Source organism: Klebsiella planticola (assembly GCF_000783935.2).
GTDB lineage: Bacteria > Pseudomonadota > Gammaproteobacteria > Enterobacterales > Enterobacteriaceae > Klebsiella > Klebsiella planticola.
This window is the reverse complement of sequence record NZ_CP026047.1, coordinates 1,372,512-1,385,911: the sequence shown is the minus strand read 5'-3', so window position 1 is coordinate 1,385,911 and position 13,400 is coordinate 1,372,512. Positions and strand designations below refer to the sequence as shown.

The following is a 13,400-nucleotide window of genomic DNA, read 5'->3' as shown; positions in this document are numbered from 1 at the left end:
GATGGGATGACGAGGACAATCACAGGCTTGAATCAGCGGCTAAATTTACCTGAATATCTTTATCCAGATTGTGGACCCAGCGGTTATAGTTTTTATGGATTTTCCCACCGGAGGCCAGCATATTGCTGCTGCTGACGTAGTGAATAGAATAACCGCTGGCGGAGTAATTAATACGGACCTCAACGACATGGTCGCGAGCCTGCTGACGCGCGGCGATCGCGCCAGGCGCGGTTTGCGACATGATCCACTGGCGCTGCACGCCGGCCCGCAGAATGGCCTGTTTCACCTGAGCCTCAGTATGACCGGCACTCACGGTGGTCTGGATTTGCTCAACCGGCGCGGTGCGCGCACAGCCGGCCAACGCGCCTGCAACCGCAATAGCGGCGAACCACTGCACATACTTTTTCATGAACACTCCCTGTCAAATTACCGGTAATACAATGAAATGGCTGACGTTAAAAATGAATGTCGGCCACCAGAAAGTTCCGGATAAATATCCGGTATGGATTTTCGTGTTGTCTTAATGATGCGACGGTTTTCATCATAAAGGATAGCGAGCGAGGCCACCAGCAGTAATGAGTGATAATGAATGGTTTTATGAGGTTGAATTTTAACGGCATAGCGGGAATTCCCGAAGCTTATACCATCGACATTATTATTCGCCAGACAGTTAATTCGCGGGGGATATTCAGGTATATCGCTGACGGTATTTAAATAAATATGCCTTAGACATCCGGTTGCGTATGTGTTGACCAGGCCCATTCACTCCGGCTATCGGGTTATCTGTGTTCCCGGGCGATCCTGGCTCCTCACCGATGCCGCCTTCGGCTATTTACATTCTTTCCTGACCAATGCGGCTCTCTTGCCGGCCGGTTCCGGCTAGCGACACAAACATTCCCCCGTGGCGAAGCGAAAATGAACGCCAGTTGCCCTGTAGCAGTCCTTGCTGACAGAAGCTGTACCCGATGTTGAGGTTGATCGTGCGGCCCGTCGCGCGCGAATTTCTGCGCCGTGGGCTGCTTTTGAGCAGACGACGTGGTAATAGTGAAACACTGTTGTAAAAGTCTGGTGGACCCCCATGCCCGAACCCGTTGACGAACCGGCGCTGAATGGCGTGCGCCTTAATCTGCGGATTGTCTCCGTTGTGATGTTTAATTTTGCCAGCTACCTGACAATTGGCCTGCCGTTGGCCGTTCTGCCGGGCTATGTCCATGATGTGATGGGATTTAGCGCGTTCTGGGCCGGCCTGGTCATTAGCCTGCAGTATTTTGCCACTCTCCTCAGCCGCCCTCATGCCGGACGCTACGCCGATCTTCTTGGACCGAAAAAGATCGTGATCTTCGGGCTGTGCGGCTGTTTTCTCAGCGGTTTGAGCTATCTGCTGGCGGCCGTCGGCAGCGGCTGGCCGATCTTTAGCCTGGCGCTGCTGTGCCTCGGTCGCGTGATTCTCGGCATCGGGCAAAGCTTTGCCGGCACCGGTTCAACGCTATGGGGGGTGGGCGTGGTGGGCTCGCTGCATATCGGGCGGGTTATTTCGTGGAACGGTATCGTGACTTACGGGGCGATGGCGATGGGGGCGCCGCTCGGCGTGCTCTGTTATTCCCTTGTCGGACTGCCGGGGCTGGCGTGGGCGATTATGGCCGTGGCGCTGGTCGCTATTCTGTGTGCGCTGCCGAGGGCGGCGGTCAGAGCAACGAAGGGCAAAGCGATGACGTTTCGCGCCGTGCTGGGCCGGGTCTGGCCGTATGGGATGGCGCTGGCATTGGCTTCCGCCGGGTTTGGCACGATCGCGACGTTTATTACCCTGTTCTACGACGCCAAAGGCTGGGACGGCGCGGCGTTTGCGCTGACGTTATTTAGCTGTGCGTTTGTTGGTACGCGTCTGCTGTTCCCTAATGGCATTAATCGTCTGGGGGGACTGAACGTCGCGATGCTGTGCTTTAGCGTTGAGATTGTCGGACTTCTGCTGGTGGGGTTGGCTGAAACTTCGCCGATCGCCAAAGTCGGGACCTTCTTCGCTGGCGCCGGTTTTTCACTGGTCTTCCCTGCGCTGGGGGTGGTGGCGGTGAAGGCGGTGCCGCAGCAAAATCAGGGCTCGGCGCTGGCGACCTATACGGTATTTATGGATCTGTCTTTAGGCATCACCGGGCCGCTGGCCGGGCTGCTGATGGCATGGGCCGGGATTTCCACCATTTATCTGGCGGCGGCGGGGCTGGTGGCGGTGGCGTTGTTGTTGAGTTGGCGGTTAAAAAAACGGCCCCCGGCGGTGGCGCCGGAGGCCGCTACGTCAGGCCAGTAGTTACTGGATGACGAGGGTGTTGATGATGTTTTCAGCCGCGCTTTGCGCCTGCTGCTGGTTGTCTGCCGGCAGCGTGATTTGCAGGGTCAGCAGCTTATCGTCAACCTTGCCGAGAATCACGGAAGACCAGGCGGTCTGGCCTTTGGCGGAGATGATGCTGTCCAGCTGCTGCAGCGTGTGGCCTTTGATATCAATCGATTTATTGGTGACAACCTGCAGCTGCGGATCGCGGCTGCGCTGCTGATCTTCCAGGCGCTGAGCCAGCACGCTCAATTCTTCATTGGTGCTGTCGCCAACAATCACGATCACCGCTTTCTGTCCGGTGACGTCAGAATAGACGTGCATGTTGTTGGCCTGGGTACCCAGCTTGCCGCTCTGATCGGTCATTCCTGCTGGCAGGGAAAAACTCAGCTTACCGTCCAGCAGGCTGATAGTTTGTCCGCTGGCGTTGCTTTCCGCAGCTGCCCCGGCAGTCGGCGTTTTTGTGTCGCTGTTATCACAGGCCGCGAGCCCCATAACCAGCAGGCCAATACCGACATATTTAACCAAATTGCGCATTGACATATTCCTTTCGATAAACGGCCATTAACGGCTCATTCGCTTATCTTATCACATCAACCTGCGAGTACTCTTAACCTGGCTGCAATGCGGATAAATCAGATTTATCTGCCAGTTTTTTCAGCAGCATATTCAACAACATGCCATACATCGGCAGGAAGAAAACAATGCTAATCAGTACCTTGAAGCTGTAGTCGACAATCGCGATTTCTCCCCAGTTCGCTGCCATAAACGGGTCCGGACTGCGCCAGAAAGCGATGAAGAAAAAGGCCAGGGTATCGCTGACGTTGCCGAACAGGGTCGAGGCAGTCGGCGCCAGCCACCAGCGGCGGTTTTGCCGCAGGCGGTTAAAGACGTGGACATCGAGGATCTGGCCCAGCGCGTAGGCCATGAAACTGGCGGCGGCGATACGGGCGACGAACAGGTTAAAGTGGGTCAGCGCGGCAAAGCCTTGCCACTCGCCCATATAAAACAGGGACGAGATGCCATAGGAGATCAGCAGCGCCGGGACCATCACCGCCAGGATAATGCGTCGTGCCAGCGGCGCGCCGAAAATCCGCACCGTCAGATCGGTGGCGAGGAAGATAAACGGAAAGCTGAATGCGCCCCAGGTGGTATGAAAACCAAAAATGGAGATCGGGAGCTGCACCAGATAGTTGCTGGAGGTGATAACCAGCAAATGAAAAAGAGAAAGCCAGACCAGCGCTTTTTGACGCTGTGACGTTGTAAACGGATTCATATTGTGACCTTTTTATGCCCGTTATCCTTCAGACTGCAGATGCGTTGACTCTCCTCGTGTATTCCAGTCGCTTACCTGGGTAAGCCCTCGGGAATTCACTGCGGTATCGCCTTTCTGCAACTCGAATGATTCAGGACCAGAGAGTTGGGGTGAGGGAACCCAATAAATCAATACTCGTGCCGTGGCTTGCCAACGCGCGAGTACCAGTTTGAAGCGGCAGAATGATACTGCGTTGAGCGGGTATTGCAATGGTTGTTTTTCGCGCAAACGTTAACCTGACTTGCGTAGCGGAAAAGTGGGGGTAAACTAGGGCCGTTTTGTTGATGTGAGATAAAAATGACCGAACTTTTCTCCAGCCCTGACCACACTCTGGACGCTCAGGGCCTGCGTTGCCCGGAGCCGGTAATGATGGTGCGTAAGACCGTACGTACCATGCCGGTGGGCGAAACGCTGCTGATTATCGCCGACGATCCGGCGACAACCCGCGATATTCCGGGTTTTTGCCGCTTTATGGAGCATGAGCTGCTGGCGCAAGAAACCGCGGCGCTGCCCTACCGCTATCTGATTCGTAAAAGCCATTAAGCACGGGTTTACGTGCCGCACGGCCTTTCCCGGAGGCGGGGCTGCGCCCCTGTCCGGGCTACAAAATCCAAAGATCGCACGCTCCCGTAGCCCCGGTAAGCAGCGCGCTACCGGGGGATAAACGGTGCGATTGCCGCAGACCGTCTTCCCGGAGGCGGGACTGCGTCCCTGTCCGGCCTGCAAAATCCAAAGACCGCACGCTCCCGTAGCCCCGGTAAGCAGCGCGCCACCGGGGTCTTTCCGCTTATTTCTTACGTAACAGTCGCAGGGCGTTAGCGGTCACCAGCACCGTTGCTCCCGTATCGGCCAGCACCGCCAGCCACAGCCCGGTCAATCCGAGCAGCGTGGTGATAAGGAAAATCCCCTTTAAGCCAAGCGCAATCGCAATGTTCTGCCGAATATTGGCGTGGGTGGCGCGGGCCAGGGCAATCATCTGCGCCAGACCGGTTAAGCGGTTATGCGTCAGGGCGGCATCGGCGGTTTCCAGCGCCACGTCGGTTCCGCTGCCCATGGCGATACCAATGGTGGCGGCCTTCATTGCCGGCGCGTCATTAATTCCGTCACCGACCATGGCCAGCGGCGCAGCGGCATTGAGCGCCGTGACCGCCTCGACTTTATCGGCCGGCAGCAGTCCGGCACGGAATTCCAGCCCCAGCTCCCCGGCAATGGCGGCAGCCGCACGCGGGTTATCGCCGGTCAGAATGACGCCCTGCACCCCCAGACGATGCAGATCGTCGACCGCCTGACGGGCGTCATCGCGCAGCGTATCCTGCAGCGCCAGAATGCCGAGCAGAGACTGTTCGCGCAGTACCAGCACAACCGTCTGACCCGCGCTCTCCAGCTGCTGAATCTGCGCCTCATGCTCTGCGGCGGCGTCATTGCCTGCCGCGCAAATCAGTATCTGACGACCGTCAACCTTGGCTTCAATACCCGAACCCGCCAGCGCGCGCTGACCGCGGGCAGACGGAATCGTCAGCTGGCGCTGCTGGGCTTCGCGCACGATGGCCTGCGCCAGCGGGTGGCTGGAGCCTTGTTCTACTGCCGCCGCCAGTGCCAGCAGGCCATTTTCATCCACGTCATTCAGGGCGATTGCGGCGGTGACGCGCGGTTGGCCGACGGTTAGCGTCCCGGTCTTATCAAAAGCCACCTGACGTATGCGACCCAGTTGCTCAAGCGCTGCGCCGCCTTTAATCAGGGCACCGTGACGCGACGCCACCGCCAGCCCGGAAGTAATGGCCGCCGGAGTGGAAATAACCAGCGCACAAGGACAGCCGATCAGCAGCAGCGTCAGACCTTTGTAGATCCACGGCAGCCAGGCGGCGGCAAAGAACAGCGGTGGTACGATGGCGACCAGCAGGGCGACGACCATAATGGCTGGCGTGTAAATCCGGCTGAAGCGATCGATAAAGCGTTCAATGGGTGCCCGACGTTCCTCTGCCTCTTCAATCAGCTTCAGAATACGGTCAATGGCGCTGTCGCCCGGCTCAGAAATCACCGTCAGTTGAACCAGACGGTCGACGCTGGTGGCGCCTGCCGCCACGCGTTCGCCGGACCGGCGCTCGACCGGCACCGACTCACCGGTTAAGGCACTTTCATCGAAGCTGGCGAACGGCGTGCGCAGCTGGCCATCAGCGGGCAAGCGACCACCTGCTGCGACTTCAATGATGTCTCCAGGGCGGAGATCGCGCTGGGCGACGGTTTCCCGCACGCCGTCACGCAGACGAGTGGCGGTATCGGGTTTTAACGCCATCAGCGCGCTTACCCCCTGGCGGGCACGGCTGGCCGCCCAGCCTTCAAGACGCTCGCCAACCATAAACAGCAGTAGCACCATCGCGGCTTCGGCCGTTGCGCCGATAAACAGCGCCCCGATGGCGGCGACGCTCATCAGTGTTTCAATGGCAAACCAGCTACCGCTGCGGATCAGGCGCAGAGCCTGACGAGCGACGGGCCACAGGCCCACAAGCGTGGTGGCAATGAATGCCAGCTCGCCGAAGGGGTGGTTGAACTGCTCCAGACCCCAGCTCAGCGCCATCAGTAGTACCAGCGTTATCAGCGGCAGGTTCTCGCGCAGAGGCGAGGTTTCCGGCGGCGGGGCGCTTTCATCGCGCAGCGTATAGCCCGCGGCACGTACCGCACTTTCGACGGCAGTGCGGATATCGGCATCGGCGTTGACCAGCAGTTTTTCGGTGGCAAACAGAACCTGTACCTGGTTGACGCCTGGTACCTGGCGCACCGCAGTTTCGACTTTACGGGCGCAGGCGGCGCAGTCCATGCCTTCAACCAGCCAGCTATAGCGCGCCTCGTTTAACGCCTCGCTGTCGGCGGCGTTATTGGCGGCACAGCCAGATTCCGTGCAGCAGCTGTCAGCCTGGGCGACAACCGGCTTTAATTTGAATGACGAGAACTGTGGGACTTTTTTATCCTGCGTTTCTGGAGTCGACATGGGACCCTCCCGGTAATGATAATTTTCTCATTACCAGAAGGATACACTCTGGAGTCGACTCCAGAGTCAAGCGCAAAATTACAGATACAGCGCGCGGACGATCAGAAAGTGGCCAGCAAAGTAGAAGGCGGCAGCGATGGCGTTATCGGCGCGGAAGCGACGACGATAGTGGCTGATCAGCCAGACAATATTACTCAACAGCAGGAATGTCGCGCCGGCGAAGCCAGAGAACGCGGTATCCGTCGGGCGGAAGAACCACAGCTCACCGGCCAGCCAGACCATAACCAGGGTCATACCGATAAAGGTGAAGACCGGCATGCGCAGGTCTTCCAGCCGGCTCCAGATGACCGCAAGCAGCAGCGCGCCGATAACCAGCAGCACCAGCGGCAGCGGCCAGAAAAACGACATCGTCATCTGGCTGGCAAACCAGATCGTGTACAGCAGATGCGACAGGAAAAAGGCCCCCACCGCATACATCACCCGCTGGCGCGGCAGCAGCGTTAATGCATCGCCCAGCAGCGAAGCGCACAGCCCGGCGAGTACCAGGTAGCTGATGGCGTTGAACATTGGCGCCTGCCAGGCCAGCAGCAGCAGTAGGATCAGCGTGACGGGTTTAAAAACCCAGCGCTGCCACGTGGGGCCGCGATAGGACGCATCGACGAAAAGCCATGCGGAGAAACAGACAGCAATAAACGACCAAAGCATAGTAAGTCCTTGTATCTGTTATTATTAAGTGAGTGGTGTATTGGCGGTACTGAAACTTAGTGTAGTGGTTCGGGCGGGCAGATGACAACGTTAATCAAGGCGCGGTATGCTTATTCCTGAGAATTCTTATGGGTTAGATGAATGAGCAAGGTTCCCCTGTTTTTTATGATCGTCGTCGCCATCATTGTGGTGGCCGCATCGGTACGCTATGTGCAGCAACGACGGGAAAATATGGATAACGACGCCGCGCCGCTGCTACAAAAGCGGGTGGTGGTGAGTAACAAGCGGGAGAAGGTGCTCAACGATCGCCGGTCGCGCCAGCAAACCGTTGCCCCCGCTGGCAGCGATATGCGCTATGACGTGAGCTTCAGGCCGGAAAGCGGTGGCCTGGAAGTCAGTTTTCGACTTGAGGCGGCGCAATATCATGCGCTGAGCGTCGGTGATCGGGGAACGCTAAGCTACAAAGGCTCAAGGTTTGTCGCGTTTACGCCAGAACCTTGAGCCCAGGGGGTTACTTCTTACGCAGCGTGGCCTTGAGCTTTTTCTGCCAGGCCACCAGTTCGAACACGCCGAAGATAAAAATACGGACCTGTTCAAAGCGGCCCAGCGGCGGGGCATCTTTCGGCTGAGTGGCCTTTAGCAGCGTCAGCTGCAGACCGTGCATCAGGATCATAAAGATCAGGGCAACGTTAACGAAGATGTTCAGTGGCTTCGGGAAAGGCTGAAACAGGTTTAATAATAAAAATGCCCAGACGCACAGCATCAACACGCGGCCAAAATTAATCAGCATGATTTTCTCCTTTTGCCTCACGTTGATAGAGACGGTAGGCGACCTGTCCGGCCACTTTCTCACGATACAGATGCCAGCATGCCGGCACCGGCGGTAAACCATTTTCGACTTCGCTCTCAACGTAGATGAGCGCTTCATCGGCGAGCCAGCCGTTATTTTCCAGCAGACGCAGCGTCTCTTCCAGCAGACCTTTGCGGAAAGGCGGATCGACAAACACGATATGGTGCGGCGTGCCGGGCTGATTAAGGTAGCTGAGCGTATTGGTATTGACCACCTTGCCATGGCTGGCTTTCAGGGTCGCCAGGTTTTTTTGCAACTGTTGAGCGACGCCGCGCTCCATTTCCAGCAGCGTGGTGCTGCCCGCATAGCGCGACAGCGCTTCCAGCCCGAGGGCTCCGCTGCCGGCAAAGCAATCCAGGCACTGCGCATCGACCATGACAGGCGCCAGCCAGTTAAAAAGGGTTTCACGGACCCGGTCGGTCGTCGGACGCAGGCCCGGGCTCTCGGGCACCGGTAATTTCCGTCCCCGCCATTGCCCGCCAATAATACGGATCTGGCCGCTGCCCGTGTGGTTTGGTTTCTTCATCTCGTTGCTCAGGTCTCCACTTTCAGTCCGCTATTCTAGCGATCGAACGCGGATGACGAAACCTTAATCCGGGGGCGGTGATGCGAGTTAAGTTAAGTGATAGACTATCCGACTAATTTCATCATTTTTCAGCTTCCGCTATTGTTATGCCGAAGCTGTGCCATGAATAAACAGCGGGAGTGTCGTCGCAAATGGCAAAAGAGAAAAAACGTGGCTTCTTTTCCTGGCTGGGCTTTGGACAAAAAGAACAGGCGCAGGAAACCGAGACCGAACAGAAAGTAGAAGGGCAAACCGACGTTGCCGAACAGCATTCGGCTACAGCGTTGCCTGCTGAGACGGTGGCGGCACCAGAAGCGGAGACGGTAAGCGCTTCTGCGGTGGAGAAAGAGGACGCGGAAGCTTTTGCGGCCGAGGTCGTTGAGGTGACGGAACAGGTTGTTGAGAGCGAATTACCGCACTCAGCGCCGGTGACGCCTGTGGTCGAAGGCCCGGCTGAAGCCGAAGAGATCCCTCAGCCGCATGCTGCGATTGACGAGGCGCCAGCCGCCAGTACGTGGGTCGAAGAGGCCGCCGTTGAACAGGTTGTGGCGGAGACCGTGGCGGAAGAGGCTGTTGCTGAACAGCTGCCGACAGAAGATCTCGCTGCCCCGGAGCCGCTGGTCGAAGAAGTGATCGCTCAACCGGTTGTCGCGGAAGCGGTAGCCGGGCAGACGCCGGAAGCGGTGACGGATGAGCCACAAGTCGCTGCCGTGGACGATGCGGTGAGTGATGAGACGCGCGCTGAGGAACAGCCTGAATCTGCACTGTCTGATGAAGAGCTTGAAGCTCTGGCGCTGGCTTCACAACCGCTTGATGAGCAAGAGATTGTTGAAGCGGAAGAACAGAGCCAGCCGGATGATTCCGCCCAACAGGAGCAGGAAAAACCGACGAAAGAGGGCTTTTTCGCCCGTCTGAAACGCAGCCTGATTAAAACCAAACAGAATCTCGGTTCCGGATTTATCAGTCTGTTCCGCGGCAAAAAAATCGACGATGATCTGTTTGAAGAGCTGGAAGAGCAGCTGCTGATTGCCGACGTCGGCGTGGAAACGACCCGGAAGATCATTACCAATCTTACCGAAGGCGCCAGCCGTAAGCAGCTACGTGATGCGGAAGCGCTGTATGGCCTGCTGAAAGAAGAGATGGGCGATATCCTTGCGAAAGTGGATGAGCCGCTGAATGTTGAAGGGAAAACGCCATTTGTTATTCTGATGGTGGGCGTGAACGGCGTAGGTAAAACCACCACTATCGGTAAGCTGGCCCGTCAGTTCGAACAGCAGGGCAAATCGGTGATGCTGGCGGCCGGGGACACCTTCCGCGCCGCGGCGGTAGAACAGCTGCAGGTCTGGGGTCAGCGCAACAACATTCCGGTGATTGCTCAGCATACCGGCGCGGACTCGGCATCGGTGATCTTCGATGCTATTCAGGCCGCGAAGGCGCGAAACGTTGACGTGCTGATCGCCGATACGGCGGGTCGTCTGCAGAATAAATCGCACCTGATGGAAGAGCTGAAGAAAATTGTCCGGGTGATGAAAAAACTGGACGAAGATGCGCCGCATGAGGTCATGCTGACCATCGATGCCAGCACCGGGCAAAACGCGATTAGCCAGGCCAAACTGTTCCATGAAGCCGTTGGCTTGACCGGCATCACGTTGACTAAGCTGGACGGTACCGCGAAAGGTGGGGTTATCTTCTCGGTCGCCGACCAGTTCGGTATTCCGATTCGCTACATTGGCGTCGGTGAACGTATTGAGGATCTGCGTCCGTTTAATGCGGGCGACTTTATTGAGGCACTTTTTGCCCGAGAGGATTAATCATGATTCGCTTTGAACAAGTCAGCAAAGCCTATCTCGGTGGGAGACAAGCGCTGCAGGGGGTGAATTTCCACCTGCAGTCGGGCGAGATGGCATTTCTGACCGGCCACTCCGGCGCAGGGAAAAGTACCCTGCTTAAGCTTATCTGCGGTATTGAACGGCCGAGCGCCGGGAAAATCTTATTCGGCGGCCACGACATTAGCCGCCTGAAAAGCCGTGAGGTGCCGTTTTTGCGCCGTCAGATCGGCATGATTTTCCAGGACCACCACCTGCTGATGGACCGTACGGTGTTTGATAATGTCGCTATTCCGCTGATTATTGCCGGCGCCAGCGGCGATGATATTCGTCGCCGCGTGTCGGCGGCGCTGGACAAGGTCGGGCTGCTGGACAAAGCGAAAAACCTCCCTATTCAACTCTCCGGCGGTGAACAGCAGCGCGTGGGGATTGCCCGCGCGGTGGTCAATAAGCCCGCGGTGTTGTTGGCGGATGAACCCACCGGTAACCTCGATGAGGCGCTCTCGGAAGGGATTTTACGCCTGTTTGAGGAGTTTAACCGCGTAGGGGTAACGGTTCTGATGGCGACGCACGACCTGGGGCTGATTTCCAGCCGCTCGTATCGCATGCTGACCCTGAGCGACGGTCATATGCATGGAGGCCATTGGGGTGAATAAGCGCGACGCAATAAACCAGATTCGCCAGTTCGGTAGCCGGCTCGATCGCCTCCGCAATGGCGCAGGCGCGGGCGGCGGTGGCGGGCGTAATGCGCCGAAGCGGCCAAAAGCGGCGCCGGGCCCGGCTTCTCGTAAGAGCAACGTCTTTAACGAACAGGTTCGCTATGCCTGGCATGGCGCGGTCCAGGATTTAAAAAGTACGCCGCTGGCTACCTTCCTGACCATTATGGTTATCGCCATTTCGCTGACGCTGCCAAGCGTGTGCTACATGGTGTACAAGAACGTCAACAGCGCGGCGGCGCAGTACTATCCGTCACCGCAGATCACCGTTTATCTTGAGAAAACGCTGGATGATGACGCGGCGGCGCGGGTGGTTGGCCAGCTCCAGGCGGAACAAGGCGTAGAGAAAGTGAACTATCTGTCGCGGGATGAAGCGCTTGGCGAGTTCCGCAACTGGTCTGGCTTTGGTGGCGCGCTGGATATGCTGGAAGAGAACCCCCTTCCGGCCGTCGCGATTGTGGTGCCGAAGCTGGATTTCCAGAGCACCAATGCCCTGAATACGCTGCGCGATCGCGTGACGCACATTCAGGGCGTGGACGAAGTGCGTATGGATGACAGCTGGTTTGCCCGCCTCTCCTCGTTGACCGGGCTGGTGGGCCGTGTGTCGGCGCTGATTGGCGTGCTGATGGTGGCGGCCGTGTTCCTCGTTATCGGCAACAGCGTACGCCTGAGCATTTTTGCTCGTCGTGATACCATTAACGTGCAAAAACTGATTGGCGCGACCGACGGCTTCATCCTGCGCCCGTTCCTGTATGGCGGGGCGCTGCTGGGCTTCTGCGGTGCCTTTTTGTCGCTGATTTTGTCGGAAATTATGGTGATGCGACTGTCGTCCGCGGTGACGGAAGTCGCGCAGGTGTTTGGCACCAGGTTTGAACTCAGCGGGTTAGGCTTCGACGAGTGTCTGCTGATGCTGATTGTCTGCTCGATGATCGGCTGGGTTGCGGCCTGGCTGGCTACCGTGCAACATTTACGTCACTTTACCCCCGATTAAAAAAAGTCTGATATAATCTTTCCCTGCACTGATGAATGTCTCTCTGCAGGGAAAGAGTCCCTGTTGTCTCTTCCCTACGTTTCATTTCCATGTCACATTTTGTGCGTAATCTATTCACATCGTTGCATGGAACTTGTGGATAAAATCACTGTCTGATACTAATGTGGGTGATATTCTCGTTGCTCATAAACGCTGGCATGTTTGTTGCTCATCTCATGGGAACCATCACGTCAGACGATATCGATTGAGAGGATTTGAATGACCAAAGATATGCAAACTTTAGCTTTAGCCCCCGTTGGTAACCTGGAATCGTATATCCGGGCTGCGAACAGCTGGCCGATGTTATCGGCTGATGAAGAGCGGGAGCTTGCTGAAAAGCTGCATTACCAGGGCGATCTGGAAGCAGCGAAAAGGCTGATCCTGTCTCACCTGCGCTTTGTTGTTCATATTGCTCGTAATTACTCGGGCTATGGCCTGCCGCAGGCGGATCTGATTCAGGAAGGCAACATTGGCCTGATGAAAGCCGTGCGTCGTTTTAACCCGGAAGTGGGCGTGCGTCTGGTTTCCTTCGCCGTACACTGGATTAAGGCTGAAATTCACGAATACGTTCTGCGTAACTGGCGTATTGTGAAAGTCGCTACCACCAAAGCGCAGCGTAAGCTGTTCTTTAACCTGCGTAAAACTAAGCAGCGTCTGGGCTGGTTTAACCAGGATGAAGTCGAGATGGTGGCCCGCGAGCTGGGCGTGTCGAGCAAAGACGTACGTGAGATGGAATCCCGTATGGCGGCGCAGGACATGACCTTCGACATGTCGTCGGACGACGAGTCCGATAGCCAGCCGATGGCGCCGGTGCTCTACCTGCAGGATAAAACGTCTAACTTTGCCGATGGCATTGAAGATGATAACTGGGAAGAGCAGGCGGCCAACAAGCTGACCGACGCGATGCAGGGCCTGGACGAGCGTAGCCAGGATATCATCCGCGCCCGCTGGCTGGACGAAGACAATAAGTCGACGCTGCAGGAACTGGCGGATCGCTATGGCGTGTCGGCTGAGCGCGTGCGCCAGCTGGAAAAGAACGCGATGAAGAAACTGCGTACTGCCATCGAAGCATAACGCGGCAGCGTAC

15 protein-coding genes are annotated in these 13,400 nt (G+C 57.2%); 7 read left to right on the top strand and 8 right to left on the bottom strand.

Annotated features, from left to right (window positions below; all coding sequences use genetic code 11):
* Positions 1–19: 19 nt before the first annotated feature.
* A complete protein-coding gene (locus MC50_RS06780; protein WP_032690401.1) occupies positions 20–409 on the bottom strand; it encodes a hypothetical protein in 390 nt (129 codons plus the stop codon).
* A 17-nt stretch (positions 410–426) separates the two neighbouring features.
* Positions 427–762, bottom strand: coding sequence for a hypothetical protein (locus MC50_RS28465; RefSeq protein ID WP_127913549.1), 336 nt, complete (start codon positions 760–762; stop codon positions 427–429).
* Between the two features lie 316 nt (positions 763–1,078).
* Here MC50_RS28465 and MC50_RS06775 point away from each other — a divergent pair, with 316 nt between their 5' ends.
* The gene (locus MC50_RS06775) at positions 1,079–2,299 is read left to right on the top strand and encodes an MFS transporter (protein ID WP_032696926.1); all 1,221 of its coding nucleotides are present in this window, start codon (positions 1,079–1,081) and stop codon (positions 2,297–2,299) included.
* Here the strand turns inward: MC50_RS06775 and MC50_RS06770 are convergent, their stop codons facing one another.
* A complete protein-coding gene (locus MC50_RS06770; RefSeq protein WP_032690403.1) occupies positions 2,300–2,857 on the bottom strand; it encodes a DcrB family lipoprotein in 558 nt (185 codons plus the stop codon).
* A 73-nt stretch (positions 2,858–2,930) separates the two neighbouring features.
* Positions 2,931–3,596: a 7-cyano-7-deazaguanine/7-aminomethyl-7-deazaguanine transporter gene (locus MC50_RS06765; RefSeq protein WP_032690404.1), complete on the bottom strand. Its 666-nt coding sequence runs from the start codon at positions 3,594–3,596 to the stop codon at positions 2,931–2,933.
* A gap of 336 nt (positions 3,597–3,932) precedes the next feature.
* On the opposite strand from MC50_RS06765, the gene tusA reads away from it, so the two are divergent.
* Entirely contained in the window at positions 3,933–4,178 is a 246-nt protein-coding gene (gene tusA / locus MC50_RS06760; RefSeq protein ID WP_004868581.1) for a sulfurtransferase TusA, read from the top strand.
* Between the two features lie 244 nt (positions 4,179–4,422).
* Here the strand turns inward: tusA and zntA are convergent, their stop codons facing one another.
* Positions 4,423–6,621 carry a Zn(II)/Cd(II)/Pb(II) translocating P-type ATPase ZntA gene (gene zntA, locus MC50_RS06755; protein ID WP_047663546.1) on the bottom strand — a complete coding sequence of 733 codons (2,199 nt, stop codon included), beginning with the start codon at positions 6,619–6,621 and terminating at the stop codon, positions 4,423–4,425.
* A 78-nt stretch (positions 6,622–6,699) separates the two neighbouring features.
* Positions 6,700–7,326 carry a lysoplasmalogenase gene (locus MC50_RS06750; protein ID WP_004868576.1) on the bottom strand — a complete coding sequence of 209 codons (627 nt, stop codon included), beginning with the start codon at positions 7,324–7,326 and terminating at the stop codon, positions 6,700–6,702.
* A gap of 141 nt (positions 7,327–7,467) precedes the next feature.
* Here MC50_RS06750 and MC50_RS06745 point away from each other — a divergent pair, with 141 nt between their 5' ends.
* On the top strand, positions 7,468–7,827 hold the full coding sequence (locus MC50_RS06745) for a DUF2500 domain-containing protein (protein ID WP_032696923.1): 360 nt from the start codon (positions 7,468–7,470) through the stop codon (positions 7,825–7,827).
* Positions 7,828–7,837: 10 nt separating this feature from the next.
* Here the strand turns inward: MC50_RS06745 and MC50_RS06740 are convergent, their stop codons facing one another.
* Both MC50_RS06740 and rsmD read right to left on the bottom strand, forming a co-directional pair.
* Positions 7,838–8,116, bottom strand: coding sequence for a DUF1145 family protein (locus tag MC50_RS06740; RefSeq protein WP_004868571.1), 279 nt, complete (start codon positions 8,114–8,116; stop codon positions 7,838–7,840).
* The gene (rsmD, locus tag MC50_RS06735; RefSeq protein ID WP_032690408.1) at positions 8,106–8,702 is read right to left on the bottom strand and encodes a 16S rRNA (guanine(966)-N(2))-methyltransferase; all 597 of its coding nucleotides are present in this window, start codon (positions 8,700–8,702) and stop codon (positions 8,106–8,108) included. Before rsmD ends, MC50_RS06740 begins: the two co-directional genes overlap by 11 nt.
* Positions 8,703–8,893: 191 nt before the next feature.
* On the opposite strand from rsmD, the gene ftsY reads away from it, so the two are divergent.
* The 4 genes from ftsY to rpoH all read left to right on the top strand — a co-directional run bounded on the left by ftsY (position 8,894) and on the right by rpoH (position 13,387).
* Positions 8,894–10,552 (top strand): signal recognition particle-docking protein FtsY, encoded by a 1,659-nt coding sequence (ftsY, locus tag MC50_RS06730; RefSeq protein ID WP_047663545.1) that lies wholly within the window; start codon positions 8,894–8,896, stop codon positions 10,550–10,552.
* A 2-nt stretch (positions 10,553–10,554) separates the two neighbouring features.
* Positions 10,555–11,223 (top strand): cell division ATP-binding protein FtsE, encoded by a 669-nt coding sequence (gene ftsE / locus MC50_RS06725; protein WP_004868565.1) that lies wholly within the window; start codon positions 10,555–10,557, stop codon positions 11,221–11,223.
* Positions 11,216–12,274: a permease-like cell division protein FtsX gene (gene ftsX / locus MC50_RS06720; RefSeq protein ID WP_032690503.1), complete on the top strand. Its 1,059-nt coding sequence runs from the start codon at positions 11,216–11,218 to the stop codon at positions 12,272–12,274. The genes ftsE and ftsX overlap by 8 nt, the downstream gene beginning before the upstream one ends.
* 258 nt (positions 12,275–12,532) lie before the next feature.
* Entirely contained in the window at positions 12,533–13,387 is an 855-nt protein-coding gene (gene rpoH, locus MC50_RS06715; RefSeq protein WP_004868561.1) for an RNA polymerase sigma factor RpoH, read from the top strand.
* Positions 13,388–13,400: the final 13 nt, after the last annotated feature.

What these genes read in the sequence shown, in the direction of transcription:
- MC50_RS06780 (WP_032690401.1), bottom strand. Translation starts at nt 409, where the DNA reads ATGAAAAAGTATGTGCAGTGGTTCGCCGCTATTGCGGTTGCAGGCGCG.
- MC50_RS28465 (WP_127913549.1), bottom strand. Translation starts at nt 762, where the DNA reads ATGGGCCTGGTCAACACATACGCAACCGGATGTCTAAGGCATATTTAT.
- MC50_RS06775 (WP_032696926.1), top strand. Translation starts at nt 1,079, where the DNA reads ATGCCCGAACCCGTTGACGAACCGGCGCTGAATGGCGTGCGCCTTAAT.
- MC50_RS06770 (WP_032690403.1), bottom strand. Translation starts at nt 2,857, where the DNA reads ATGCGCAATTTGGTTAAATATGTCGGTATTGGCCTGCTGGTTATGGGG.
- MC50_RS06765 (WP_032690404.1), bottom strand. Translation starts at nt 3,596, where the DNA reads ATGAATCCGTTTACAACGTCACAGCGTCAAAAAGCGCTGGTCTGGCTT.
- tusA (WP_004868581.1), top strand. Translation starts at nt 3,933, where the DNA reads ATGACCGAACTTTTCTCCAGCCCTGACCACACTCTGGACGCTCAGGGC.
- zntA (WP_047663546.1), bottom strand. Translation starts at nt 6,621, where the DNA reads ATGTCGACTCCAGAAACGCAGGATAAAAAAGTCCCACAGTTCTCGTCA.
- MC50_RS06750 (WP_004868576.1), bottom strand. Translation starts at nt 7,326, where the DNA reads ATGCTTTGGTCGTTTATTGCTGTCTGTTTCTCCGCATGGCTTTTCGTC.
- MC50_RS06745 (WP_032696923.1), top strand. Translation starts at nt 7,468, where the DNA reads ATGAGCAAGGTTCCCCTGTTTTTTATGATCGTCGTCGCCATCATTGTG.
- MC50_RS06740 (WP_004868571.1), bottom strand. Translation starts at nt 8,116, where the DNA reads ATGCTGATTAATTTTGGCCGCGTGTTGATGCTGTGCGTCTGGGCATTT.
- rsmD (WP_032690408.1), bottom strand. Translation starts at nt 8,702, where the DNA reads ATGAAGAAACCAAACCACACGGGCAGCGGCCAGATCCGTATTATTGGC.
- ftsY (WP_047663545.1), top strand. Translation starts at nt 8,894, where the DNA reads ATGGCAAAAGAGAAAAAACGTGGCTTCTTTTCCTGGCTGGGCTTTGGA.
- ftsE (WP_004868565.1), top strand. Translation starts at nt 10,555, where the DNA reads ATGATTCGCTTTGAACAAGTCAGCAAAGCCTATCTCGGTGGGAGACAA.
- rpoH (WP_004868561.1), top strand. Translation starts at nt 12,533, where the DNA reads ATGACCAAAGATATGCAAACTTTAGCTTTAGCCCCCGTTGGTAACCTG.